Below are 22,824 nucleotides of genomic sequence, written 5' to 3' on the forward strand. Positions count from 1 at the left end.
GCTCGTCTTCGTCGACGCGCGCGGCGGCGTGCTCGCCCGCGGCAACGTTGGCTTCGACGGCGGCGGCGCCGGCTTCTGCACCGTCGGCGGGACGCGGCTCGGCCGCGATGGCGCCGCCGCCTGGGGCCGCTCGCGCACCGGCGGCTCCTTCGTCTCGGGCCGCTCGCTCGGTGCGCGCTTCGATTCGGGGACGCGCGATGGCGGCGTCTTCATCTCGCGCACGCCGAGCTGCAGCCGGCGCATGACCGCCTTCTTCTGCCGCTCCTTGTATTGCGCGTGCGACGCGTCTCCGAGCTCGTTGTTGGCCTCGGTGTTGCGGTCGATGATCTGAAACTCGCAGATGACGAAGATGACGGGGCCGAGGGTCCACGCCGACGGCGGCGCCTTCTCGAGGAGGCGCGGCGGCAAGCGCACCGGCATGTCGACCACTGTGTGAATGACCTTGTACGACTCGGCCGTGAAGGTGTTGTCGGTGGGCGTGAAGTCGTCGTCGCGCGGCCCCTGCAGCTCCGGGAGCATGGCCCGGAGGCTTGGGTTGTTCATCGCGAAGTTTCGGAAGGGCACCATGGAGTTGATGCTCTGACCGGGGACGACGTAGTTGAATGGGAAGAGCTTCTTCGTCAGGTATTCGAGGACCGGAATGATGTCGTCGAAGGTTCGCGTCACGATGCGAAACCGCAACTTGTCGTAGATCTGTGCGGCGATGGTCTCCTGCTTGGACAGGAGCTTCGTGTAGAGCGAGTCCTGGTGTTTGCGGCCGCCGACGAACTCGGTGATGGGAAACCCACCGGCCAGCATGCTGCCGATGACCCGGTAGACCTTCTCTTCGACGATGTGGAAGACCTCTTGGTCAGAGAGCGGGAGCGTGAAGAGCAGCTCGCGGCCGGCCACGTGGTGGATGATGTGCATGCACTTCAAGATCGTGCAGGCGCACATCTGCCGATGGCCCTTGCCGCCGGCGATTCGGCAGAGCTCCTCGAAGCTCGCCACCTCGACGGGCTTGGGGATCGGGTAGTCGAAGTTGCGGCGCAGGTAGACGATGGCTTCCGTCTTGATTTGCTCGAGACGCGCGCGGTCGTTGGGGTCGTCGGGGCGGAACTCCTGGGCCGCGATGAACTCGCGGATCTCGTCGTCGTCGGCGAAGTTGAGCCGGTGCCAATCGATGACCGAGTCGCCGCGCAAGATGAGGCGCACGGCCTCGAGATCCGAGAGCGAGAGCTCGTCGAGGGTCTTCAGCCGATCATCCACCGCCGGCTACGATACAGAAAACTGTCGGCGCCATGCGGGTCCTTTCGCCGGGGCCGCGACCCTGGTTTTTCCGCCGGCTTGATTCTATCCATGGGTCCTCTCAACCACGACGAGGCTAGCGATGAGACCGGCACGCGGAGAAGGGAAGGAGGCCGCGCGCCTCCGCCGCATCGGCGCCGTCCTCGAGGAGGTCCTCGCGACGTGCGATGTGCAGCGGCGTCTCGCGGCCGATCCCGTCGGCCTTGTGCACCGGTTTCGTCGTCCCCTCGACCAAGAGCTCATGGGGCTCGTGTGCGCGCTCGTCGCCTTTGGGAACGTGAAGACCATTCGCGCCAAGGTCGAGGATCTCGCTCAACGCCTCGGGCCGACGCCGACGCGCGTCGCGGACGACCGAGACGACCTGATGCGGCGCCTCGCCGGCTGGAAGCACCGCGTGTTTCGCGACGAAGACATCGTGGGTCTCCTCTATGGAGCGCGCCGCGTGCAGCGCGAGGCCGGCTCCATCGGCCGCTTCTTCGCGGCGCGACTCGAGGAGAAGGGCACGGTTCGCGAAGCGCTCGCAGAGCTCTGCGACGCCATCCGCGCTCACGGTCAGCTCACCTCAAAGGAGCGGCGGGGTCCCGCGCACCTCTTGCCCGATCCCAGGCGGAGCAGCGGCTCGAAGCGCCTCTTTCTGTTCTTGCGCTGGATGGTTCGCCCCAACGATGGCGTCGACCTGGGGCTCTGGCCCGTCGACCCGGCCGTCTTGCTGTGCCCCGTCGACACGCACATCCACAAGCTCTCTCGGAACCTCGGCTTTACGAAGCGGCAGGGGCTCTCGTGGCAGACGACCGAGGAAATCACCCGGGCCCTCGCGATCTACGACCCGGCCGACCCAACGAAATACGATTTCGCCCTTTGCCACCTGGGCATGCTCCAGCGCTGCCCCTCGCGACGGGACCTAAAGCGGTGCGAGGGTTGTGGGGTAAAAGCGGTCTGTCGGCACTGGGCCTGACGTGGAAGCGGCCGGTTGGGTGGCGAGGCGGCGCGCTCGGCGAAGGGGCGCGTCCCAAGCTCGAAAACTCTCCGTACAAAGGAGCGGGTGGTTCGTGTACCTTGAATGCGCCGCGCGAGCGCCTGCACGGCGACTTCCCTCATGCACGACAACGATCTTCGTCAGGAATTCTCTCTCGATTCGGTCCGAACCGACGGCTGGTTCGAGCGCATCGGCGAGGGCATCGGGAGCTTCCAGGCTCTCTGCGAGATCGTCGGCGAGCGCTTCTTCGCGTTCTCCATCATCGTCGGCGCTCGCATCACGGCCCTCACCGTTGACCGACGCTCACCGGACCAAACGCTCGTCGACTTCGTGGTCGGCATGGGCGACGGAGAAGGGGAGCTTGAGCCGCAAAGGCTGACGCTCGCAGACTTCCGTCGTCGCCTCGTCGGTGCCTTGCTCATCGAGGAAGATCGCGACCCGCCGGTTCCGACGCGTGAGACGGAGGTCGAAGCGGTCCAGCTCTTCATTGGCGTCCGCTACCTCCTGCTCTCGCCGCTCTTCGGCTATTCGCTCACACGCCTCGTATTCAGCAAGGAAGGCACCGAAATCGGCGTCTCCCGCGACGGCCAAGACGAGCTCTACGATCTCGACGCCTTCCGCACGCGCGTGCGCCTCCATGTCCGCGAGGAGCTCGACCGCGTCAGCGCACCGGCCCGCAGCGCCATCGATCTGTCGAAGGTCGCGGAGGCCGAGGCCGCCGCTCTCAAGAAGGAGTGGCCCAAGGTCATCGGTCTCCTGGGCGCGTGGCCCGCGCCGCTCTCGATCTTCCTGCGCACGCCCGAGGGCCAGACACTCTCGCCCGATGCGCGCGCGCTGATCTCGAAGGGCCTCGGGCTCCTAGGTTCGGCCTGCGTCCATCTCGGTGAGTACGAGCAAGCGGAAGAGGTCTTCCGCATCGGCATTCAATACGCGCAAGAGGGCGTCGCCGCGGCCGACCTCTTCCGTCGGCTCGGCGAGGCGCTCCTCATCAACGATCGCGCGGGCGAGGCCGTGGGTCCGCTCCGTCGCGCCCTCGCTTTTGGGGGGGCGGCCAGCGAGATCATGCCGATGCTAGGCAAAGCGTTCCTTCGCCGCGGGCGTCACCTCGCGGCCTATGCCTGCCTCCGCGACGCCCTCGCGGCGGGCGTTGGCGAGCGCGAGATCGCCGAAGACATGAGGCGCATCGAGACGGTCCTCGGCCCCGCGCTGACGTCCTGGGTCGCGACGCAAGCCACGCGCTGAAGGCCACGCGCAATCGGTCGGGGTCGTGCCCTCCGATTCGCTTGAACCGGGGCGCGGGACTCATTGACATAACCCCGCGGAACGACTACACGTTGTCCGATTTTCCGCGCTTTCTCGCACAGTTCCGGTTCGAAAGACTCGGACTTTGCGGGCGCCGGCCCTCGCTCTTCGCAGTCGGTCGCGTGAGGTTCGGTGGACTGGTTCGCTAGGAGCAGCTTCCTAGAAGTAGAAACAGCCCCATGAACGTTCGTCGCGCACGCCGCGCGCCGAACAGGAGACCGCGATGAACCTGGTCGCCACCTACGGACCGCTGGTCCTGATGATCCTCGTCGCCTTCGGGCTGGCGGGGCTCTTCTGGGCCGGCGCCACGTTCCTCGGGCCCAAGAACCCGACGGCCGAGAAGAGGCAGCCGTGCGAGTGCGGCTCGGAGAGCACCGGCGGCCGGCACGTGAAGCTGTCGGTGAAGTTCTACCTCACGGCGATTCTCTTCGTGGTCTTCGACATCGAGACCGTCTTCATCTACCCGTGGGCGATTCAGTTCCGGTCCCTCGGCTGGACTGCGCTCGCGTCGATGGGCGGCTTCCTCGCCGTCATTGTCGTTGGCCTCGTTTACGTCTGGCGCAAGGGCGCACTCGATTGGGAGACCTGATGAACCGCACCGTCACCCTATCCGGCTCCGAGAGCGGCTTCGCGACCACGAAGCTTGACGCCCTGCTCAACTGGGCGCGCAAGTACTCGCTCTTTCAATACCCGTTCGTCACGGCCTGTTGCGGCATGGAGTTCATGAGCGTCGCCGGGCCTCGCTTCGACGTGGCGCGCTTCGGCGCCGAGGCTCCGCGCTTCTCGCCGCGCCAGTCGGACCTCCTGTGGGTCGTCGGCACCATCAGCCAGCGGCAAGCGCCGGTGCTCCGTCGCATCTACGAGCAGATGATGGATCCGAAGTACGTGCTCGCCTTCGGTACGTGCGCCAGCTGCGGCGGCTTCTACGACAACTACACGACGGTGCCGGGCATCGACAAAATCATCCGCTGCGACATTTACGTGCCTGGTTGTCCGCCACGGCCGGAAGCGGTCCTCGACGGCCTGATGTTGCTGCAAGACAAGATCGCCCACGGCGATCGCACGCCGGGCATCGTGAAGCCTCGCCAAGATCCGGCGCTCGTGCAGCTCCGCAGCGGGCGCGATCTCGCCCACGACGACCGCGAAGGAGCGAGCAAGTGAGCAAGGTTGCCCTCGACAAGCTGAAGGCGCGCTTCGGCGCGGCGATCCTCGAGACGCACGACAACCTCGGCGACGACACGGCCATCGTGGAATCGGGCGTATGGCGCGCCGTCGCGGCCTTCCTCCGGGAAGACGCAGCCCTCGACTTCGACATGTTCATCGATCTGTGCGGCGTCGACTTTCCCAAGCGCACGCCGCGCATGGAGGTCGTCATGCACCTCTACTCGACGACGAAGCGCCACCGCATCCGCGTCAAGACGCGCGTCGGCGACGAAGAGATGGAAGGCGCGGAGCTCGACAGCGTCACGGCCATCTGGGCCGGCGCCAACTGGTTCGAGCGTGAGGTCTACGACATGAGCGGCGTGACCTTCCGCGGCCACCCCGACCTGCGCCGCATCCTCATGTACCCCGAGTTCACGGGGCACCCGCTCCTCAAGGACTATCCGGCGCAGAAGACTCAGCCGCTCGTGGCCTACCGCACGGAAGAGGAGGCGGGTTTGCCCCTCGAGAAGCTCGCGCCGTTCCGCGAAGACGAAGGCATGAGCTTCGGCCGACAGAACTGGCTTCCCGCCACCAAAGACGAAAACGGAGCGAGCTGATGGAGCCTATCGACATCGAGCTCGAAGACGGAGAGCTCGAGCTTCCCGCCGAGCCCATGCACCTCAACATGGGGCCCTCGCACCCGGCGATGCACGGCACCGTCCGCATTGTCTTGGAGCTCTCCGGCGAGACCATCACCAAAGCCGACGTGCAAATCGGCTACCTGCACCGCGGCTTCGAGAAGATGTGCGAACGCGGCACCTGGGCGCAGGTCTTCCCGTACACCGATCGCCTCAACTACGTGTCGCCGATGCTCAACAACGTCGGCTACGCGCTGGCCGTCGAGAAGCTCTGTGGCCTCGTCGTCCCGGAGCGGAGCCAGTGGTACCGCATGGCGCTCGGGGAGCTCGCTCGCATGAGCGATCACATAACCTCCACCGGCGCCATGGCCATGGAGCTCGGCGCGTTCACGCCGTTCCTCTGGTTCGTCAAGGCGCGTGACATGATCTGGGACATCCTCGAAGAGGAGACCGGCGCGCGGCTCACGCACTCGTTCGGCCGCATCGGCGGCATGGCGGCGCCGCCGACGCCGTCGTTCAAAGAAGCGTGCCGCGCGGCGATGCCTCGGGTCATCGGTCTCATCGAGGAGGGCGAGAAGCTCCTCCTCAAGAACCGCATCTTCCTAGACCGCCTCGAAGGCGTCGGGAAGATCAGCCAAGCCGACGCCATTGCGCTCTCGTGGACGGGCCCGTGCCTCCGCGCCACCGGCGTCGACTACGACGTGCGCAAGGCGCACCCGTACCTGAAGTACGACGAGGTCGAGTTTGACGTCCCCGTCGGCAAGAACGGCGACACCCTCGATCGTTTTCTCGTGCGCCTCGCCGAGCTCCGCCAATCGCGACGCATTCTCGAGCAGGTGCTGGAGCGCATGCCCGACGACGGCCCCATGAACTGCGACGACCCGCGCTTCGTTCTGCCCCCGAAGAAGGACGTCTACACGACCATCGAGGCCACGATTCAGCACTTCAAGCTGATCATGGAGGGAGCAAAGATCCCCGCCGGCGAGGTCTATTCGTACACCGAAGGCGGCAACGGCGAGCTCGGGTTCTACCTCGTCTCCGACGGCAGCGGCACCCCGTACCGCGTGCGAATCAGGCCGCCGTGTTTCGCCATCACGAGCGGCCTCGAACAGCTCATCACCGGCACCATGCTCAGCGATATCGTGCCGACCTTCGGCTCGCTCAACATGATCGGCGGAGAGTGCGATCACTGATCGCGCACGACGCCCAAGCATCTTCCTCGACTGACCTCATCGCAACGAACCGAAAGCGCCATGCCGACCTTCAAGTACGACGGACGCGAGATCCCCTTCGAGCCCGGTGAGAGCATCATCAAGGCCGCGGCTCGGCAGGGCATCGAGATCCCCCACTATTGCTGGCACCCGGGCCTTTCGGCGCCGGCCAACTGCCGCATGTGCCTCGTCGAGATCGCGCCGCCGGCGGGCCAGCGTCCGATGCTCCTCGACATCCTCGAGTGGGACGCCTCCGTGGGCGACTACCGGCCGACGAAGAAGCCGAAGCTCCAGCCGGCGTGCCAGATGGCGGCGCAAGACGGCATGGACGTGAGGGGCGAGACGAGCGAAGAGGTCAAGAAGGCCCGCGGCGCCGTCCAGGAATTTTTGCTGCTCAACCACCCCGTCGACTGCCCCATCTGCGACCAGTCGGGTGAGTGTAAACTGCAAGATTATTGGCTCGAGCACGGCCGCTTCCAGAAGCGCATGCGGGACGAGCCGGTGCACAAGCCGAAGGCCGTCGAGTTCGGGTCGACCATCGTCTACGACGCCGAGCGCTGCGTCATGTGCACGCGCTGCATCCGCTTCATGGAGGAGGTCGCCAAGGACCCGGTCCTCGAGATGCGCGAGCGCGGCAACCTGAACGAGATCATGGTGGCGCCCGGCCGCCAGCTCGAAGGCAAATACACGTTCATGACCGAGCACGTCTGCCCCGTCGGCGCGCTCACCACCAAGGACTTCCGCTTCAAGGCGCGCGTCTGGTTCTTGCGCACGGCGTCGTCGGTTTGCCAGGGCTGCGCCACCGGCTGCAACACGCACCTCGACTTCGACCCGCGTTACAACAAGGCGCACCGGTATAGGCCGCGCGATAACGAGGCCGTCAACAAGTACTGGATGTGCGACGACGGCATGGTGACCTACAAAGAGGCGCACGAGCACCGCGTGACGGAGCCTCGCGTGGGCGGCAACGTCGTCACGGAGGCGCAAGCTCACGAGGAATTGCGGCGCCGCTTCCAGGGCGTTCCGCACTCGAGCATTGCGGTCATCTTGTCGGCGCAGCACTCGCTTGAGGACAACTGGGCGATGGTCGAGCTTGGCGCGACCCTCTTCGGGTCCAAGGCCCTCTACTGGTCCGGGCGCGGCGCCGGCTACGCCGACGACATCCTCATCGCCGCCGACAAGAACTCGAACACGCTCGGCGTGGCCCAACTGGCGCCGACGGCGAAGCCGTTTGCGACGTTCATGGATGACGTGAAGGCCGGTCGCGTGACCCACGTGGTGGCGCTCGGCGGTTCGACGCCAGGCCGCCTCGACGACGACGGCGCCAACCTCGCGGACGCGACGACGCTCGTCACCATCGCAGCGCACGAAGGCGCGTTGACGAAGGCGGCGGACATCGTCCTGCCGGCCTGCTCCTGGGCGGAAGCCTCGGGCACGTTCGTGAACGCGAAGGGCCTGCGCCAGGTGGCCGACAAGGCCCTCGAGCCGATGGGCGCGAGTCGGCCGGCGTGGGAGCACGCCGCGAAGGTTGGCCAGAGCATCGGCGTCGAGGCCTCCTGGTCAAAACTCAAGGAGGTGCGCGCCGCCGTGAAGGCGTTGCTCGCGCCCTCGTCCAGCTCCGTCCACGCGGCGCCCCCAACGGCAAGCGCATGACGGCGATCACCAGCAGCGGCACCGGAAGAGGAATGACGCGATGACCTCAGCGGATCTCATCTGGGCGATCATCAAGATCGTCCTCATGTTCGGGTTCCTCATCAACGTGGGGGGCTTGCTCACGTGGGTCGACCGCCGGCAAGGCGCGATGATCCAAGATCGCGTCGGGCCCAACCGCGCCGTCATCAAGATCGGCAAGTTTGAGCTCCGCATCGCCGGCCTCCTGCACACGGCCGCCGACGGCGTGAAGTTCTTCTTCAAGGAAGACTTCGTGCCGCCCAAGGCCGACAAGTTGCTCTTCGCCATCGCGCCCATCCTTTCCATGGCGCCGGTGCTGGCGCTCTGTGCGGTCATCCCGATGGGAGACACCGTCTGCCCGCAGTTCCTCTCGCCGCTCGCCGAGCCCGACGGCCTCTTCGATTGGATGCGAAAGCTCCCCGTGGTGCCGCGCTACGGCGTGTGCCCCTCCATGACGATGGAGCTCAAGAACGCCGCCGGCGTCGTTCGCACCGTCGCCCCCGTCGAGATGGCCGTCGCGCCGCTCAACGTCGGCATCCTCTACGTGTTCGCCATCGCGGGCACGGGCGTCGTCGGCGCCGCCATCGCCGGCTGGGCGAGCGACAACAAGTTCGCGCTCCTCGGGGCGCTCCGCGCCGCCAGCCAGATGGTGAGCTACGAAGTCGCCATGGGCCTCTCGCTTATCGGCGCCATGATGATCTACGGCACCGTTCGCCTCGACGACATGGTCCGCTGGCAGAGCGAAAACGCCTGGGGCGTCTTCGTCCAGCCGGTCGCCTTCGTGCTCTTCTTCGTCGCCGCCGTGGCCGAACAGAAGCGCATTCCCTTCGACTTGCCGGAGGCCGAGAGCGAGCTCGTCAGCGGCTACTTCACCGAATATTCGGGCATGAAGTTCGGCATGTTCTACTTCGCCGAGTACATGGAGGTCGTGACCAGCTCGATGCTGCTCGTGACCATCTTCCTCGGTGGCTGGGCGCTCCCGTTCTTCCACCGCGACGGCTTCACGCTCGCCTTCGGGGGAGATACGCTCGTCCGACTGCCCATCTCGCACCTCGCGATGACCGGCATTGGCATCGTGGCCTTCTTCGGCAAGACGCTCATCGTCTGCTGGTTCCAGGCGGTCGTGCGCTGGAGTCTGCCGCGTTTCCGCTACGACCAGCTCATGAAGCTCGGCTGGCGCGTGCTCCTCCCGGCAGCGCTTGCCAACGTGATGGTGACGGGGGTCCTCTACCTCGCCATCGATCAAGCTGGCGCCAACGTGCACGACGGCTTCAAGCTTGCCGGCGAGGTCACCCAGGCGGTCGTCGCGGGGCTCCTCACGGCGATGGTGGTGGCCCTGGTCGTCCTCTTCGTTCAACCGAAGCGCCGCGAGCGCTTGGTCATCGGTTCCTCTGCCAAGCTGGCCGCGGCGCTCGGTGGCACCCAGTCGTCCGCGATGCAGGCCTAACGAGACGGAAATCTAAATCATGGCCACCTCGACCTTTCCCAAGAAGCCGCCGGTCACCAAGGGCGCTGCCGTCGTCGTCGAGTACGTCGACCGCTCGCCAACGACGCAGTCGTACCTGCCGGAGATCGTCAAAGGTCTCGGCGTGTCGATGAAGCACTTCTTCAAGAACACGAAGGAGATGGTTCGCGGCGAGCGCCCCGACCCGGTGCTCGAGCGCTACGACGACGGCATCAGCACCATCTCGTACCCGGAGCAGAAGCGCCCGTACCCGGAGCGCTTCCGCGGGCTGCATCGCCTCACGCAGCGCGAAGACGGGAGTCCGCGTTGCGTTGCGTGTTTGTGCTGCTCCACGGCGTGCCCCGCTCAATGCATCTTCATCGAGGCTGGCGAATACGCCGAGGGCGACAAGCGCCGCGGCTACGAGCGGTACCCGGTGAAGTTCGTCATCGACGAGCTGCGCTGCATCTTCTGCGGCTTCTGCGTGGAGGCGTGTCCGTGCGACGCGATCCGGATGGATACGGGCCTCCACGCGACGCCGTACGACTCGCGCGATCAGTTCATCTACGCCAAGGACTTGCTGCTCAACCAGCCAGGCGCCGATGGCACGGTGAAGAGCGCGAACCCGCGCCACGAGCCGGGCGACAAGTCGCACCCGGGCGTCGACCGCTTGCGCGCGCACTGAGCGGCAGCGTTGCTCCAACGGCCACCAGCTACCGTGGGTAGCACTCGCGGCTAAGGGACTCGGGGTAGATGTCTTCGCCGCCCCCCGCGCCGCGACATATCCAGCCCCCATCGCCGACGCCAGCGCAGTCCTCAACGACGTCGCAGAGAATGCCCTTCGCGGCGATGTTGCAGTCTTCAACTGGGCGGCACGTCGCTTTGAGGCGGAAAACCGGCGTCGGAAGCGCCGAAGTCTCGACGCAGCAGACGTTCCCTTGGGCACAGCTCAGGGACGTCGTGCAGTCGAGGGCGGCCTGGTCCGTGGCGCAGGAGCCGGGGAGGGTGACGCAGCTGCCCTGCGATGCATCCGCCCGCCAGCAACAGCGCTGCGTCGCTGCGGTGCACGTCACGGTGCCCGCGTTGTCGCAACGAATGCTCCTTTGGGGCGCGTCGGCCGCTTCTCCGTCGGCGGCACCAGCGTCGTCGCCCACCGGAATCGGCGCGTCCTCTGAGGAATCGCCGGCACGTCCGTCGGCGCCGCCCGGATCTGTCACAACGTTGGTCGAGGCGGTCAAGAGGAGCTGACACGCCCAGAGAGGGCCTCCGGCCACCAGGGCCAGCACGAGGCCGACGGCCGGAGCCGTGCGATTGGTGCCAGGCATCCGCACAGTCTGCCAGCGGCGCTCCGACGCCGCACGATTATCCGGCGAGCGTCTCCTTTGCATCTCGACCGCGCTAGCGCGCGGTCCGAAGCGCCGTACTGTGCCCGAAATACGGCAGTTTTCCGCTGTCTCCGTCCTGCCTTTGCGCTAGAACCCGCGGGCCCAGGCGCGAGGCCGCACTTGCGCCCTTGCCTGGCCTGGGTGAGAGCTTTGGCCACCTTTTCGGCCCCGGCTTAGCGACGACTCCTCTGGCATGTGCCTGGGGAGGGACAACGGACGTTCCGAGGATCTGATGACGACGATCGAAATCCTGCGCGGCGAACTCGAGAGACTCTACTCGCTCGAAGAGCTCACCCAGATGAGCGAACGGCTCCTCGGGCTCGACCCAAAAGACGTGGGCGGCGCTTCCGCGAAGGGAAGTTTCGCCAAAGCGCTCACAGAGCGCTGCGTCGACGGAGATCGCATCGAGGCGCTCGTCGACGTCATCCTCTCGTCGCGCAACGAGGTCGACCCGCGCGTACGTGACATTGGCGCGCTTGTTGGTGAAGGCGAGCTGGCCGTCGGAACGGAGCTCGGGCCCTACCTCATCGAGAAGAAGCTCTCGTCGAGCGACCTAGGCGTCGTCTATCTCGCGAAGAACGCGCGGCAGGGGGGCAAGGCCTATACGCTCAAGACGCTGCGCCGCGAGGCCGCGCGCGATCGCCGAGCGGTCCATCGCTTCCTGACGGCGAATCGCCTCGTCGCGAGCGTCAAGCACGCGGGCCTCCCGCAGGACATCGACGCCGGCGAGCTCACGTCACCGCGTGGCAGCACGTTCTACGTGGCCTACGAGCACGTTGACGCGCCCTCGTTGGCGCAGCGCCAGGCGCGCATGGGCGCGACGCACATGAACGACCTGAAGGCGCTACTGCGCGGCATTCTTCAGCCCCTCGCGGCGCTCCACAAGGCGCAGCTATGCCACGGCGACCTCAAGCTCGACCACGTGCTTTTGCCCAAGCCCGAAGTCATGGGCGGCGATCCCAAGGTGGTGCTCATCGACTTCGGCGGCGACCGCCTGCGCCCGCGGCTCGCCACGGCCAACGGGAGCGGCTTTGGCTTCTTGGCGGTCTTCGGTTCGCCGCGCACCATCGCGCCAGAGCAAGTCCGCGGCAGGCCGTCGGACGCCCGCACCGACGTCTACTCGTTCGGCGCCATGGTCTACGAGCTGCTTAGCGGCAAGCCGGTTTTTCCCGTCGAAAGCCCCACCGACGCGGCCTTCGCCCACGCGGCTCAGAAGCCCGAGCCGCCGAGCGCCAAAGCGCCGCGCGGTTGGGTCGGAAAAGAGCTCGACGAGTGGGTGCTGTCGCTCCTCGCCAAGGATCCGTCGCAACGCCCGCGTGACGCGCAGGCGCTGCTCGACGCGCTCGAACGCCTCGGGCGCGGCGCCACGGCGAGCGGCGGCGGCGCGAAGATCACCGCTTCCGACGTCGAGGCGCTCATCGCGGCACTGATGGCTGCGCCGGGCAACTCGGACGCGGCAATGTCGCTCGAGAAGGCCATCGACCAAGGCGCCGACGCGCTCCCCGTGGCGGAAGCGTTCCTCAAGGCCTCCGAAGCCGTCGACGCCGGCGAGGTGGAGCACAAGAAATCGCTCCTCTTCCGCGCCGGGCGCATCTTCGACGCCGCCGCGCAAGACAAGGCGCAAGCCGAGGCCGCGTACCTGAAGGTCCTCGAGCTCGACCCATCCGACGACATCGCGTCGGTGGCGCTAGAAGAAGTGCGCAAGGCTCTCGGCAAGTTCGACGAGATCGTCGAGATGCTCCTCGGCAAGAGCGAGAGCGCGTCGCCCGGCGAAGAGCGCGCTCGCATCATGGCCGAGATCGGCCGCCTCTACACCAACGAGCTCGACGACGCGGAGCAGGCGCTCGTGGCCTACACGCAGGCGCTCTGCGAGTCGCCCTCCACCGACGAGTACGCGAGCGAAATCGAGCGCATCGCAGGCCAAAACGCCACGCGCTGGGGCGAGGTCCTCGGGACCGTCACCGAAGGCATCAAGGCCGAGACGCTGTCGGTGACCGACAAGAACGCGCTCCTGGCGCGCGCCGCGCGCTGGTACGACGAGCGCGCCAAGCGTCCTGACATGGCGCTCATGGCTTACCAGCAGATCCTGACGACGGAGCCGGCGAACGACGCCGCGCAAGAGGGGCTCACGCTCATCTATCGCCGCGCACAGCAGTGGCCCGAGCTGGCTCAGGTCCTTGTCGCGCGCGCCGACGCCGCCGCAAGCACGCCGCGGGCCCGCGACCTTCGCACCGAGGCCGCCGAGCTCTTTGAGGTTCGCCTCAACGATCTCGCTCGCGCCAAGGAGATCTTCCAGCAGGTCCTGGCGGAGGACCCGGGCCACGGAAAGGCCAGCGACGCGCTCGGCCGGATCGCCGAGCGGGAAGGGGACTTCCAGGGCCTCGTGCGCATCCTCGAGCGTCGCGCCGAGGCGCGACGTGGCAACGAAAAGGCTGACGCGCTCGTCAAGGTCGCCGAGGTCTATGAAGACCACCTGAGCGATCTCGGTGCGGCCACGCAGCGCTACGAAGAGGCGCTCGCCATCGACCCCGCAAGCCTCGGCGCGCTCAAGGGCCTCGACCGCATCTTCAACCGCGCCGGCAAGTACCGCGAGCTGCTCGAGGTCCTCGAGCGTCAGATCGCGGTTGCCGCCACGCCGCGGCAGAAGATCAACCTCTTCGACCGAATGGCCGCCATCCACGACGAGGAGTTCCTCGATCAGGCGAAGGCCGCCGAGTGCCTCGAGCAGGTGCTCGCGATCGATCCTGCGAACGACGCGGCGCTTACGTCGTTGCCGCGCTTCTATCGCGTGCTCAACCGTTGGGAAGACGCCGTGAAGCTCCTCGAGCGTCACGCTGGAATAACGCACGACGACGGTCGTCGCGTCGAGCTGTTCGTCGCAAAGGCTCGCATGCTCGCCGAGCAGGTCGGCTCACCGGAGCGCGCCATCAAGACGTACGAACAGGTGCTCGCGCTGCAGCCGGGCCACGCCGGCGCCCTCGAAGCGTTGGCCCAGCTCAAGGAGATGAGCGGCGACGCCCACGCGGCGCTGACGGCCATCGAATCGCTGGCCGCCAAGGCCGCCACGCCCGAGCTCAAGGCGGAGCAGTGGCTCCGCGCGGCTCGCCTCCTAGACGCCCGCGGCGACAAGGATGGCGCCATCGAGCGCTACAAGCTGGCCCTCGAGTCAAACCCGAGGGACGCGGCGGCCTCCGCCGCGCTGCGGCAGGCCTTCGGTCACCGCGGCGACTACGCGTCGGTGCTCACGCTCATCGAGAAGGAGCTCGCGACGGCTGAGGGCGACCTCGCCAAGGCACGACTCTTCGGCGAACAAGCCAAGGTCTACCTCACGAAGCTGAAGGAAGATCTGAAGGCCGAACAAATGGCGAAGCGCGCCCTCGAGCTTGACGGCACCAACGCCGACGCGCTCTTGGTGCTCGGCGATCTCGCCTTCGAAGCCGGTCGTATGCTCGAGGCCTCCAAGGCCTACGAGTCGCTCGCCGGCCGCAGCGGCGTCCTCGCCAAGGACGACGCCGTTCGCGCCCTGGTGCGCTTCGTCGAGTCCGTGTCCAAGTCCACGGCGCCCGGCTCGTCGCCCGAGTCGCGGAGCTCCGACTCGCTCCCGCCGGCCTCCACCGCAGCGCCTCGCATGACCGTGCCTCCGACGGCAGCGAGCGCGCGCATCGTCACCGCTGTTGAAGCGTTGCAGCGGCTCGCGCCCGACGACGTCCACTCGCTGGCCAAGGCTGCGCGCGTGCTCCTCGATCAGAACGACGCGAACCTCGCCCGCAAGGTCTATGGGGATCTTGTCGGCAAGCACGACAAGGCGCTGGCCGGCGCGGAGCGCGCCGAGGTGCTCTACGGCCTCGGCGAGTCGATGCGCCGTGTCGGCGAGTTCGGGCCTGCCATCCCGCTGCTCACGGAGGCGAGCCAGTGCGATCCCTCAAGCCCGCTCCCGCTCCGGTCGCTCGCCAAGCTCTACGAAGACAAGAGCGACTGGAAGGAAGTCGTCAAAACGAAGAAGCGTCGCCTCGACGTGGCCTCCGGTCAGGAGCGCTTCGATCTCTTGCTCGAGATCGGCGACGTCTACCTGCAGAAGCTGAACGACAAGCCCCTCGCCTCCAAGACCTACGTCGCGGCCCTCGAGGAGAAGCCCGACGATCGCAAGCTCCTGACGCGCCTCATGCAGCTCTACTCCGAGGAGAAAGACTGGGCGAAGCTCGTCGACGTCGTCGTGCGCCTCGCCGACTTCGTCGAGGACAAGAAGCAACGGGCGAAGTACATGCAGACTGCCGCCATTGTGTCGGCTCGGCAATTGAACGAGCGCAAGCAAGCGCTCGTCTACTACGATCGCGCCATCGAGTTCGACCCGTCGCTCACGAAGACCATCGACGAGGCGCTCGAGCTAAGGCGCCAAGAGGGTGATCACGACGGCGTCGAGCGGATGCTCAAGCTCCAGCTTGACCACGCGAAGCAAGCGCAGGATCGGTCGCGTTTGCCCCAAATCCTCGACCAGCTCGGCGAGCTCTATCAAAAGTTCTTGAACGAACCGGACATGGCCGTTGATGCCTACGAGGCGGCCCAAGCCTTCGACCCCGAGAACAAGCAGCGCAGCGAGCTCTTGGCGGAGCTCTACGCCAGCGACGTCGCCCAATACCTCGACAAGGCCGTCAAGTCGCAGACGCAAATCCTCCGTCGCAACCCGTATCGCATCGAGAGCTACAAGCTCCTCCGCACGCTCTACACGGACGCGCAGCGCGCCGATGCCGCGTGGTGCATGTGCCAGGCGCTGAGCGTGCTCAACCAGGCGGGGCCCGACGAGGAGCGCTTCTACAAGCGCCACAAGTCGGAGTCGGCGGCGCCGGCGAAGGCGGCCTTCGACGCGGCCGAGTGGGACCGCATCGCGCACTACGACCAGGACGCGCTCCTGACGAAGATCTTCGCGATGATCCAGCCCACGATCTTGCGCGCGCGGACGAAGCCGATCGAAGCGATGGGCTACGACGCCCGCTACGCCATCGATCTCACGCTGCACCCGTACCCGGTGTCGCAGACGCTCTACTACGCCGCCGGCGTGCTCGGAATGACGCCCCCGCCGGTGTTCCAGAACCCCAACGACCCGGCCGGGCTCGGCTTCCTCCACGCGTCGACGCCGTCGATCGTGCTCGGCCGCGCGGCCTTCGAGCAGCAGGTGGCGCCGCAGGCGCTCGCCTACCTCGTCGGTCGCCACCTCGCGTCGTACCGACCTGGCTATTACGTCCGCCACCTTGTCCCGACGGGCACGGGGCTGAAGGCCTGGCTCTTCGCCGCCATCAAGCTCTGCGTGCCGCAGTTCCCCATCGCGCCGGACGTGCAGGGGCCGGTCTCGGAGGCCATGGCGGCGATGCAGGGCGACTTCCAGGGCACGCAAAAGGAGATGCTCACGAGCCTCGTCTCGAAGCTGCTCCAAAGCGGCGGCTCCTTGGACCTCAAGAAGTGGGTCACCTCCATCGACCTCACCGGCGATCGCGTGGGCTTCGCGCTGGCCCACGATCTGGCCGTCGCGGCCGACGCCATTCGGGCGACCGACGACGGGAGTATTCCCGTCAAGGAGCGCATGAAGGAGATCGTTCTCTACGGCGTGAGCGAAGAGTACTTCGCGCTTCGAGAGCGACTCATGGTGACCATCGCGTCGTAGCGCGCTCCCGCGCTGAGGCGCCACAGCGCCTCAAAGCATGGCGCTCGTTTCGCTGCTAACGTAACGGGGGGCTCGTTGGAGTTCCGTCTTTCAATAGAGGAGTGTGCTTCATGATGATTCGTAGCGTGCTTGTGTTGGGCTTGGTCGGGGCGGGCGCTTGGGGCTGCTCCAGTGACGCGACAACGACGCCGGGGACCACGGCCGGTGATGGCGGCGCTTCGGGCGATTCGGGCAGCAGCAGCGGCACCCCGAAGTTTGAAGGCCAGATCATTGGCTACTCGAGCGCGACGGGCGTTTCCGGCATCTCGGTGGAGGCTGGCAGCGCCAAGGCGACGACCGATACGAAGGGCGGCTACGTCCTCAACGTCGCCAAGGACTCCGCGTTCAACCTCGTGGTCAGCGACCCGGCGGGCAAGTTCTTCACGCTCGTGGATCAGGAGATGAAGATCTCCGGCGACTACGATCACGGCCGCCTCCGCTTCGTCGACAAGGGCGTTGGTGACATCCTCCTCTCGACGCTCAAGGCGGACCCGGCCAAGGGCGTCGTCAGCTTCGCCATGAAGGACCTCGGCGGCGCGTGCAGCGCGAAGGCCGCTGACTTCCCGCAGGGCGCGAAGATCGAGGTCGAGGGTCAACCGGACGCGAAGGTCGTCTACTACAAGGGCACGCCCAACCCCACGCTTACGGAAGCGCAAGGCGGCGAGGACCCGGCCGCGGTGGTCTTCAACGCGACGCCCGACGCGCCGCTCACCATCAAGGTGACCTACTCGAAGTGCACGCAGAAGGCGTTCCCCGTCTCTGAGGGCGCTGTCACGTACACCGGCAAGCTCCAACCGAAGGGCAACAGCACCCTCTCGGTGTACCGCGCATTCTTCGAGTGAGTTCGAGCGCGACGAAGACGCGGCGGGGGACTCAGCGCTTGCACCACCGCGGTGCGGGGCTGGTCATGGCTCTCGCCGCCGCTTCGTCGGGCGGGTGGGGGTGCGGCCATTCAGTCGCGCCCACGCCGTCCGGGGTCGTGACCGCACCTCCCGCAGCGGAGGGCGGCGCGACCCCGCTCGCTTCCATGACGCAGGGGGCGTCGCTGTCGCAGGCCGCCGCGGCGCCTTCGGCCCTCACCGCGCGGGCACCGACGCGCAAGGGCCCGCCGAAGGGCCTCAACGTGCTGCTCGTGACCGTCGACTCCTTGCGAGCCGACATGCCGTGGACCGGCTACGCCCGCCCCATCGCGCCGCGGATGACCGAGCTCGCCAAGCGCGCCGTCGTCTACACGCGCGCGTATGCCGTCTCTTCGTACACGTCGATGAGCCTCGGCGCCTTGTTGGCGGCCCGGTACCCCAGCGAGCTCGTGCGAGATGGCTACTTCTTCGGGACCTACCCCAAGGAGAACCTCATGTTCCCCGAGGTCCTGAAGGACAAGAGCGTCGCGACCTTTGGAGCGCACGCGCACGGCTACTTCAAGACCGCAGGCTTCGATCAGGGCTTCGCGCGATGGGAGATCGTCCCCAACCTCAAGTGGAACAACACGACCGACGAGAACATCACGGCGCCGGAGCTCATGAAGCTGGCGGAGAAGCAGCTCGCCGACCCGGCCCTCGACAAGCAGCGGTTCTTCGGCTGGTACCACTTCATGGATCCGCACGACAAATACCTGCCGCACCCCGGCGTGGGGCCGTACGGCAAGTCGCTCCGCGACCGGTATGACGCCGAGGTGACCTTCACCGACGACTACGTGGGCAAGCTCGTGGACCTCGTGCGCTCGAAGCCGTGGGGTGACCGCACCGTGCTCATCCTCTCGGCGGATCACGGCGAAGCCTTCGGGGAACACAACCATTACGCGCACGGCTTCGAGCTGTGGGAGCCGCTGGTGCGTGTGCCGCTCTTGTTCGTCGCGCCGGACGCGGCGCCTCGCACGGTGGAGACGCCGCGCAGCCACATCGATCTCGGGCGAACGATCCTTGAACTGTTGGAGGTCGAGGCGCCGAAGGAGTTCCGAGGGAAGAGTCTCGTGGGCGAGCTCTACGGCGCCGAAGCTGAGGCGCGCGACGTCTTCATCGACCTGCCGCCAACCAGCGACAACGATCGCCGCCGCGCCGTTGTGGCGGGCAACAAGAAGGTCATTTCGTTCGGCGCCCAAGGATTGAAACGTGTTTTTGACGTGGTGGCCGACCCCGCCGAAGCCACGCCGCTCAAGCGCGACGACATGGGCGACGCCCTCCAACGCTTCAAAGCCATGGACGACGCCGTCAAAGAGATACCCCCGACCAAGTGCAAGGAAGGTTGCCTCAACGGCGCCTACCTCAAGAAAGACGGTGGAGCATGAGCGCAGCGGTTGTGACGATCCCGTGCCTCTCGGACAACTACGCGTACCTCCTGACTTGCACGGTGACCGGCAAGACAGCCGTCATCGACCCGTCGGAGGCGGAGCCGGTTCTTTCGAGCGCCGCCAGCCACAAGCTCCCCATCGACGCTATCTGGGCGACGCACCATCATCCTGATCACGTGGGGGGCGTGATCGGCGTTCGTTCAGCGAACCCCGATGTGCCCGTCCTCGGGCACGTGTCTGACCGCGGGCGCATCCCCGAGCAGACGGGCTTCCTAGAGGACGGCGAGGCCTTCACCTTCGGCGAGCTCTCCGTACGCGTGCTTCACATCCCCGGCCACACGACGGGGGCGGTGGCCTACTTCGTGGAGTCGAAGGACGGCGCGCCGGCCGCTCTCTTCACTGGCGATACGCTCTTCCTCGCGGGCTGCGGACGCCTCTTCGAGGGGACGCCGGCCATGATGCACGCGTCGCTCCAAAAGCTCGCCGCGCTTCCGCAAGCGACGCGCGTCTATTGCGGGCACGAATACACGGCCTCGAACTTGCGGTTCGCCGCGCACGTCGAGCCCGAAAACGATGACGTGAAGAGGCGGGCGGCCGAGGTCGACGCGGCGCGCGCCGCGGGGAAGGTTACGGTCCCTGGCACGCTCGGCGAGGAGTTGCTCACCAACCCGTTCTTGCGTACCGCGTCGGTCGAGCTTCGAAAGACGCTCGGCGTCTCGCCCGATGCCGACGCCGCTACGGCCCTCGGTCAGACGCGGGCCGCGAAAGACTCGTTTCGCTGACCGAAACGCGCCGGCGGAGCGGGCGTATTCCGGCGCGGAATGCGGCCCGCGTCCCCGCCACGTCCCGCGAGGCAAAGGTGTTTGGCCCCGCGGCGGCATCGGCGCACCGTGCCCGGATGCGCGTTGCCCTCTTTCCGTGTTCCGCCTGCGAGCGCCACATCCGCGTGGATCATCACGCGTGCCCGTTTTGCGCAGCGCCCGTCGCTCCGGGCTTCGGGGCGAAGGCTGTGCCGCCGCTTCGCGGTCGGCTCGATCGCGTGGCGACCTTCACCTTCGCGCTTTCGCTCGCGGCTGGCTGCGGCGCGGTGAAGGACGAACCGGCCGCTGACGCTGGCGCCGCGACGACCTCGGCGGCGGGTGACGGAGGCGCCGTCCGCGACGGAGCGGTCTTCGCCTCTGAGGCCGGGGCGCGCGACGCCGCGGCCTTTGATGGCCGCGTCGACGACGACGGCGGAGTGATGGCGGAATACGGTCAGCCCCCTGACGACGCTGGCGCCTGCTGCCCGGTCTACGGGCTGTCGCCGCCGTTTGTGCCGGACGGCGGCCGCTGAGCCAACGCGCCCGCGAGTCGTTTCAGCGGCGCTCCAGCAAGGGTCAATCCTCGTCGGCGCCGTGTTCGAGGTGCCGCGCGATGGCGGCTCGTTCGTCGTCGAAGTAGCGCTCCATGAGGCCCCGAAGCCGCGGCTCGAAGACCAGGTGCGCGGAGCGAGTCACGGTGGCGTCGAAGCCCCGGGCGTGTTTGTGCTCGCCGCCGGCGCCCGGCTCGAAGGTGGCGAGGCCGCGGCGGAGGCACTCATCGATGCCGTGGTAGTAGCAGACGTTGAAATGAAGAAACGGGAGCTCCTCGTCGGCGCCCCAATAGCGACCGTAGAGCGTCGTCTCACTGGCGATGTTGAACGCTCCGGCGATGGGCTTGGCGCCGCGTGTGGCGACGACCCACGCGAGCCGATCGCGGAAGCGCTCAGCGACTCGCTCAAAGAACGACGGGTTCAGATACCGACGCCCCCACATGAACTTGTCGACAGTGGTCAAGTAGAAGCGGTGCATCGTTTTCGCCATCGTCGGCGTGTACTCGTCGCTCTCGAGGGTTCGAACCTCGATGCCGCTCTCGGCGGGCCTGCGCCGTTCGCGGCGGAGCTGCGTCCGCTTCTTCGTCGGGAGCCGGCCGAGGAAGTCCTCGAACGATTGGGCCCCGCGGCGGTGCCAATGGTACTGCAGACCGTGACGCTCTCGAAAGCCGAGGCCCGCGAGCGCGTTCACCTCGGATTCAGTAAGGAAGAGCGCATGGACGCTCGACGCGTTGGCGCTCCTGGCGAGCTCGATGGCCGCTGCGCCGAGGAGCTTGGTCGCGCGCTCGCGATCGAATCCCTTCGCGACCAAGAAGCGGGTCCCGGTCGCCGGCGTGAAAGGGACCGCGAGCACGAGCTTCGGGTAGTACGCGACGCCAAAGCGAGCGGCGAGCTCGGCGAAGCGCCAGTCGAAGACGAACTCGCCTTCGCTGTTTCCCTTCAAGTAGGCGGGCGCGGCGGCGACCAAGCGTCCGTCCTCGTAGGCCGCCAGGTGGCAAGGGAGCCAGCCGACTTCGGCGCGAACGCACCCCGTTTCTTCGAGCGCGGCAAGCCATCGCCAATCGACGAAGGGGGTGTCCTCGGGCCCGACGAGCCCGTTCCACGCCGCCTCGTCGACGTCGTGGATGTGCTCAAGGACGCGGACTTCGCTCATGACCACGGACCTCGGTCGGCCTTGGCGCGCTATCGCGTCGCGAGAACGTAGGCGAGCGCCATGGCGAAGAGCACCGTCGCCACCGCAAAGGCGGCCCACGCGGGGCTTGGGCCGCCGGAGCGCAGCTTGGGCGCACGTGCAACCTGCACCCAAGCGGCGACCTCGGCGGCGTCGGTGCCCGCGCCGTCGCCCGGTGGCGGGAGCGACATGGTGCGGTCGGCGCGGGGGACGTCGACGGGGGTCGCCACGGCGAGCCTGGTGACTTGCGACTGTTCGCCGGTTTCGAGCGACGTCTTGAAGTTTGCCGCGCGCTCGGCGTCGACGACGGCGGTCCATCGCCCAGGCCCGCGGTCGAGGAGCTTGGCGCCCGCTTCTTCCGCAGCGCGCGCCAAATCGGTGGAGCTCTTCTTGGGCGCCTCGATGGCCATGACCACCAAGCTCTGGTGTTCGATTTCACCCTCCGTGAGCCGCGCGCGGCAGATGGCGCATTCCGCCAGATGGACGACGGCGTCTTCGAGGTCATCGGACATGTCGCCGTTGCGGATCAGCGCGATGAGCGGCTCGGCCACGTGCGGCATCTTCGAGACGGAGCCAGCGATGCGCGCCAAGACGCGAAGCTTCGCTTCACGACGGAGCTCGGGGCTCGCCGCGGGATCGCGCCGATCGGGATCGGCGTGGACGCGCAGCGCCGCCGCCTCCTTCAGGATGCGGGAGCGCGCGTCGTCGACGACCACGAAGGGCAAGAGAAGGTGCGTGGCCACGCCTTCCAGCGTCTCGTCGTCTTCGATGAGCAAGGCGAAGACAAGCCGGTCGGAGGCCGAGAGTCGCTCTTTGAGCGCGTCGAGGAGCTCGCGCGCCTCGTGCGCCTCCGAGTCCTCCCGCGTCGGCGCTTGGGGCAGATCGGCGTCGAGGGCCCGCAGGTCGTCGGAGACGGCGTTCAGGTCGTCGCCGGCGGCCACCTGTTGGATGAGCGTGTGGCGGCGTCGCGCGCGGCCCACAGCGTGCCTCACGAGCGTTCGAAAATACGAGTCCGCGGAGGCGATGCTTGTGAGCCTTGAGCCCGCAGCGCCGAGCTGCGCGAGCATGAGCTCCATCTCACGGGCGATGTCCTCGACGGAGGTCTTTTCGACGTTCTGCCTTACGTAGGCGCGCGCGTGCTTGAACAAGAGTGCGCGGTGCTCACGAATGAACTCGCGCGTTTCCTGCTCCGGTAGGGCGCCCTCGAGCGGCGTAGTCTCGGCCACGGTCCCTTCATATCATCATTCCCAGCGCGGCGGCCGG

The 22,824-nt window shown here is 67.1% G+C and carries 17 protein-coding genes and 1 pseudogene; 14 read left to right on the top strand and 4 right to left on the bottom strand.

Translation table 11 applies throughout. From position 1 onward, the window contains the following. Positions 1 to 216: 216 nt before the first annotated feature. A pseudogene (locus IPG50_00765) lies at positions 217 to 1,248 on the bottom strand (TIGR04552 family protein). Between the two features lie 169 nt (positions 1,249 to 1,417). On the opposite strand from IPG50_00765, the gene IPG50_00770 reads away from it, so the two are divergent. The 9 genes from IPG50_00770 to IPG50_00810 all read left to right on the top strand — a co-directional run bounded on the left by IPG50_00770 (position 1,418) and on the right by IPG50_00810 (position 10,357). Next, positions 1,418 to 2,242: a TIGR02757 family protein gene (locus IPG50_00770; GenBank protein ID MBK6690735.1), complete on the top strand. Its 825-nt coding sequence runs from the start codon at positions 1,418 to 1,420 to the stop codon at positions 2,240 to 2,242. A gap of 141 nt (positions 2,243 to 2,383) precedes the next feature. Then, on the top strand, positions 2,384 to 3,505 hold the full coding sequence (locus tag IPG50_00775) for a hypothetical protein (GenBank protein ID MBK6690736.1): 1,122 nt from the start codon (positions 2,384 to 2,386) through the stop codon (positions 3,503 to 3,505). A 283-nt stretch (positions 3,506 to 3,788) separates the two neighbouring features. Further along, positions 3,789 to 4,154 (top strand): NADH-quinone oxidoreductase subunit A, encoded by a 366-nt coding sequence (gene ndhC / locus IPG50_00780; GenBank protein MBK6690737.1) that lies wholly within the window; start codon positions 3,789 to 3,791, stop codon positions 4,152 to 4,154. Continuing rightward, positions 4,154 to 4,726, top strand: coding sequence for an NADH-quinone oxidoreductase subunit NuoB (gene nuoB, locus IPG50_00785; protein ID MBK6690738.1), 573 nt, complete (start codon positions 4,154 to 4,156; stop codon positions 4,724 to 4,726). The genes ndhC and nuoB overlap by 1 nt, the downstream gene beginning before the upstream one ends. Next, a complete protein-coding gene (locus IPG50_00790; protein MBK6690739.1) occupies positions 4,723 to 5,325 on the top strand; it encodes an NADH-quinone oxidoreductase subunit C in 603 nt (200 codons plus the stop codon). Before nuoB ends, IPG50_00790 begins: the two co-directional genes overlap by 4 nt. Further along, entirely contained in the window at positions 5,325 to 6,539 is a 1,215-nt protein-coding gene (locus IPG50_00795) for an NADH-quinone oxidoreductase subunit D (protein MBK6690740.1), read from the top strand. Before IPG50_00790 ends, IPG50_00795 begins: the two co-directional genes overlap by 1 nt. A 60-nt stretch (positions 6,540 to 6,599) precedes the next feature. After that, positions 6,600 to 8,210 carry a (2Fe-2S)-binding protein gene (locus tag IPG50_00800; GenBank protein MBK6690741.1) on the top strand — a complete coding sequence of 537 codons (1,611 nt, stop codon included), beginning with the start codon at positions 6,600 to 6,602 and terminating at the stop codon, positions 8,208 to 8,210. Between the two features lie 40 nt (positions 8,211 to 8,250). Continuing rightward, a complete protein-coding gene (locus IPG50_00805) occupies positions 8,251 to 9,675 on the top strand; it encodes an NADH-quinone oxidoreductase subunit H (protein MBK6690742.1) in 1,425 nt (474 codons plus the stop codon). 19 nt (positions 9,676 to 9,694) lie between these two features. Further along, entirely contained in the window at positions 9,695 to 10,357 is a 663-nt protein-coding gene (locus IPG50_00810; protein ID MBK6690743.1) for an NADH-quinone oxidoreductase subunit I, read from the top strand. 28 nt (positions 10,358 to 10,385) lie between these two features. Here the strand turns inward: IPG50_00810 and IPG50_00815 are convergent, their stop codons facing one another. Continuing rightward, on the bottom strand, positions 10,386 to 10,997 hold the full coding sequence (locus IPG50_00815) for a hypothetical protein (protein MBK6690744.1): 612 nt from the start codon (positions 10,995 to 10,997) through the stop codon (positions 10,386 to 10,388). Positions 10,998 to 11,289: 292 nt separating this feature from the next. Between IPG50_00815 and IPG50_00820 the strand changes: the two genes are divergently transcribed. The 5 genes from IPG50_00820 (at position 11,290) to IPG50_00840 (ending at position 20,372) form a co-directional block, all read left to right on the top strand. Next, complete coding sequence (locus IPG50_00820) at positions 11,290 to 16,713, top strand: protein kinase (GenBank protein MBK6690745.1); 5,424 nt, start codon at positions 11,290 to 11,292, stop codon at positions 16,711 to 16,713. Between the two features lie 110 nt (positions 16,714 to 16,823). Further along, positions 16,824 to 17,594: a hypothetical protein gene (locus tag IPG50_00825; protein MBK6690746.1), complete on the top strand. Its 771-nt coding sequence runs from the start codon at positions 16,824 to 16,826 to the stop codon at positions 17,592 to 17,594. A 137-nt stretch (positions 17,595 to 17,731) separates the two neighbouring features. Next, entirely contained in the window at positions 17,732 to 19,036 is a 1,305-nt protein-coding gene (locus IPG50_00830) for a sulfatase (GenBank protein MBK6690747.1), read from the top strand. Then, a complete protein-coding gene (gene gloB, locus IPG50_00835) occupies positions 19,033 to 19,821 on the top strand; it encodes a hydroxyacylglutathione hydrolase (protein MBK6690748.1) in 789 nt (262 codons plus the stop codon). Before IPG50_00830 ends, gloB begins: the two co-directional genes overlap by 4 nt. A gap of 116 nt (positions 19,822 to 19,937) precedes the next feature. Next, positions 19,938 to 20,372: a hypothetical protein gene (locus tag IPG50_00840; protein MBK6690749.1), complete on the top strand. Its 435-nt coding sequence runs from the start codon at positions 19,938 to 19,940 to the stop codon at positions 20,370 to 20,372. Positions 20,373 to 20,415: 43 nt separating this feature from the next. On the opposite strand, the gene IPG50_00845 is transcribed toward IPG50_00840, so the two are convergent. Both IPG50_00845 and IPG50_00850 read right to left on the bottom strand, forming a co-directional pair. Further along, positions 20,416 to 21,543, bottom strand: a complete 1,128-nt coding sequence (locus tag IPG50_00845) for a GNAT family N-acetyltransferase (protein MBK6690750.1) — start codon at positions 21,541 to 21,543, stop codon at positions 20,416 to 20,418. A gap of 29 nt (positions 21,544 to 21,572) precedes the next feature. Beyond that, positions 21,573 to 22,787, bottom strand: coding sequence for a sigma-70 family RNA polymerase sigma factor (locus tag IPG50_00850; GenBank protein ID MBK6690751.1), 1,215 nt, complete (start codon positions 22,785 to 22,787; stop codon positions 21,573 to 21,575). Positions 22,788 to 22,824 lie beyond the last annotated feature (37 nt).

The sequence above is a fragment of the Myxococcales bacterium genome, from assembly GCA_016703425.1.
GTDB lineage: Bacteria > Myxococcota_A > Polyangia > Polyangiales > Polyangiaceae > JADJCA01.

Coding starts and splice junctions, on each gene's coding strand:
- ndhC (MBK6690737.1), top strand. CDS start 3,789: ATGAACCTGGTCGCCACCTACGGACCGCTGGTCCTGATGATCCTCGTC.
- gloB (MBK6690748.1), top strand. CDS start 19,033: ATGAGCGCAGCGGTTGTGACGATCCCGTGCCTCTCGGACAACTACGCG.
- IPG50_00825 (MBK6690746.1), top strand. CDS start 16,824: ATGATGATTCGTAGCGTGCTTGTGTTGGGCTTGGTCGGGGCGGGCGCT.
- IPG50_00795 (MBK6690740.1), top strand. CDS start 5,325: ATGGAGCCTATCGACATCGAGCTCGAAGACGGAGAGCTCGAGCTTCCC.
- IPG50_00820 (MBK6690745.1), top strand. CDS start 11,290: ATGACGACGATCGAAATCCTGCGCGGCGAACTCGAGAGACTCTACTCG.
- IPG50_00805 (MBK6690742.1), top strand. CDS start 8,251: ATGACCTCAGCGGATCTCATCTGGGCGATCATCAAGATCGTCCTCATG.
- IPG50_00800 (MBK6690741.1), top strand. CDS start 6,600: ATGCCGACCTTCAAGTACGACGGACGCGAGATCCCCTTCGAGCCCGGT.
- IPG50_00840 (MBK6690749.1), top strand. CDS start 19,938: ATGCGCGTTGCCCTCTTTCCGTGTTCCGCCTGCGAGCGCCACATCCGC.
- IPG50_00810 (MBK6690743.1), top strand. CDS start 9,695: ATGGCCACCTCGACCTTTCCCAAGAAGCCGCCGGTCACCAAGGGCGCT.
- nuoB (MBK6690738.1), top strand. CDS start 4,154: ATGAACCGCACCGTCACCCTATCCGGCTCCGAGAGCGGCTTCGCGACC.
- IPG50_00815 (MBK6690744.1), bottom strand. CDS start 10,997: ATGCCTGGCACCAATCGCACGGCTCCGGCCGTCGGCCTCGTGCTGGCC.
- IPG50_00775 (MBK6690736.1), top strand. CDS start 2,384: ATGCACGACAACGATCTTCGTCAGGAATTCTCTCTCGATTCGGTCCGA.
- IPG50_00845 (MBK6690750.1), bottom strand. CDS start 21,543: ATGAGCGAAGTCCGCGTCCTTGAGCACATCCACGACGTCGACGAGGCG.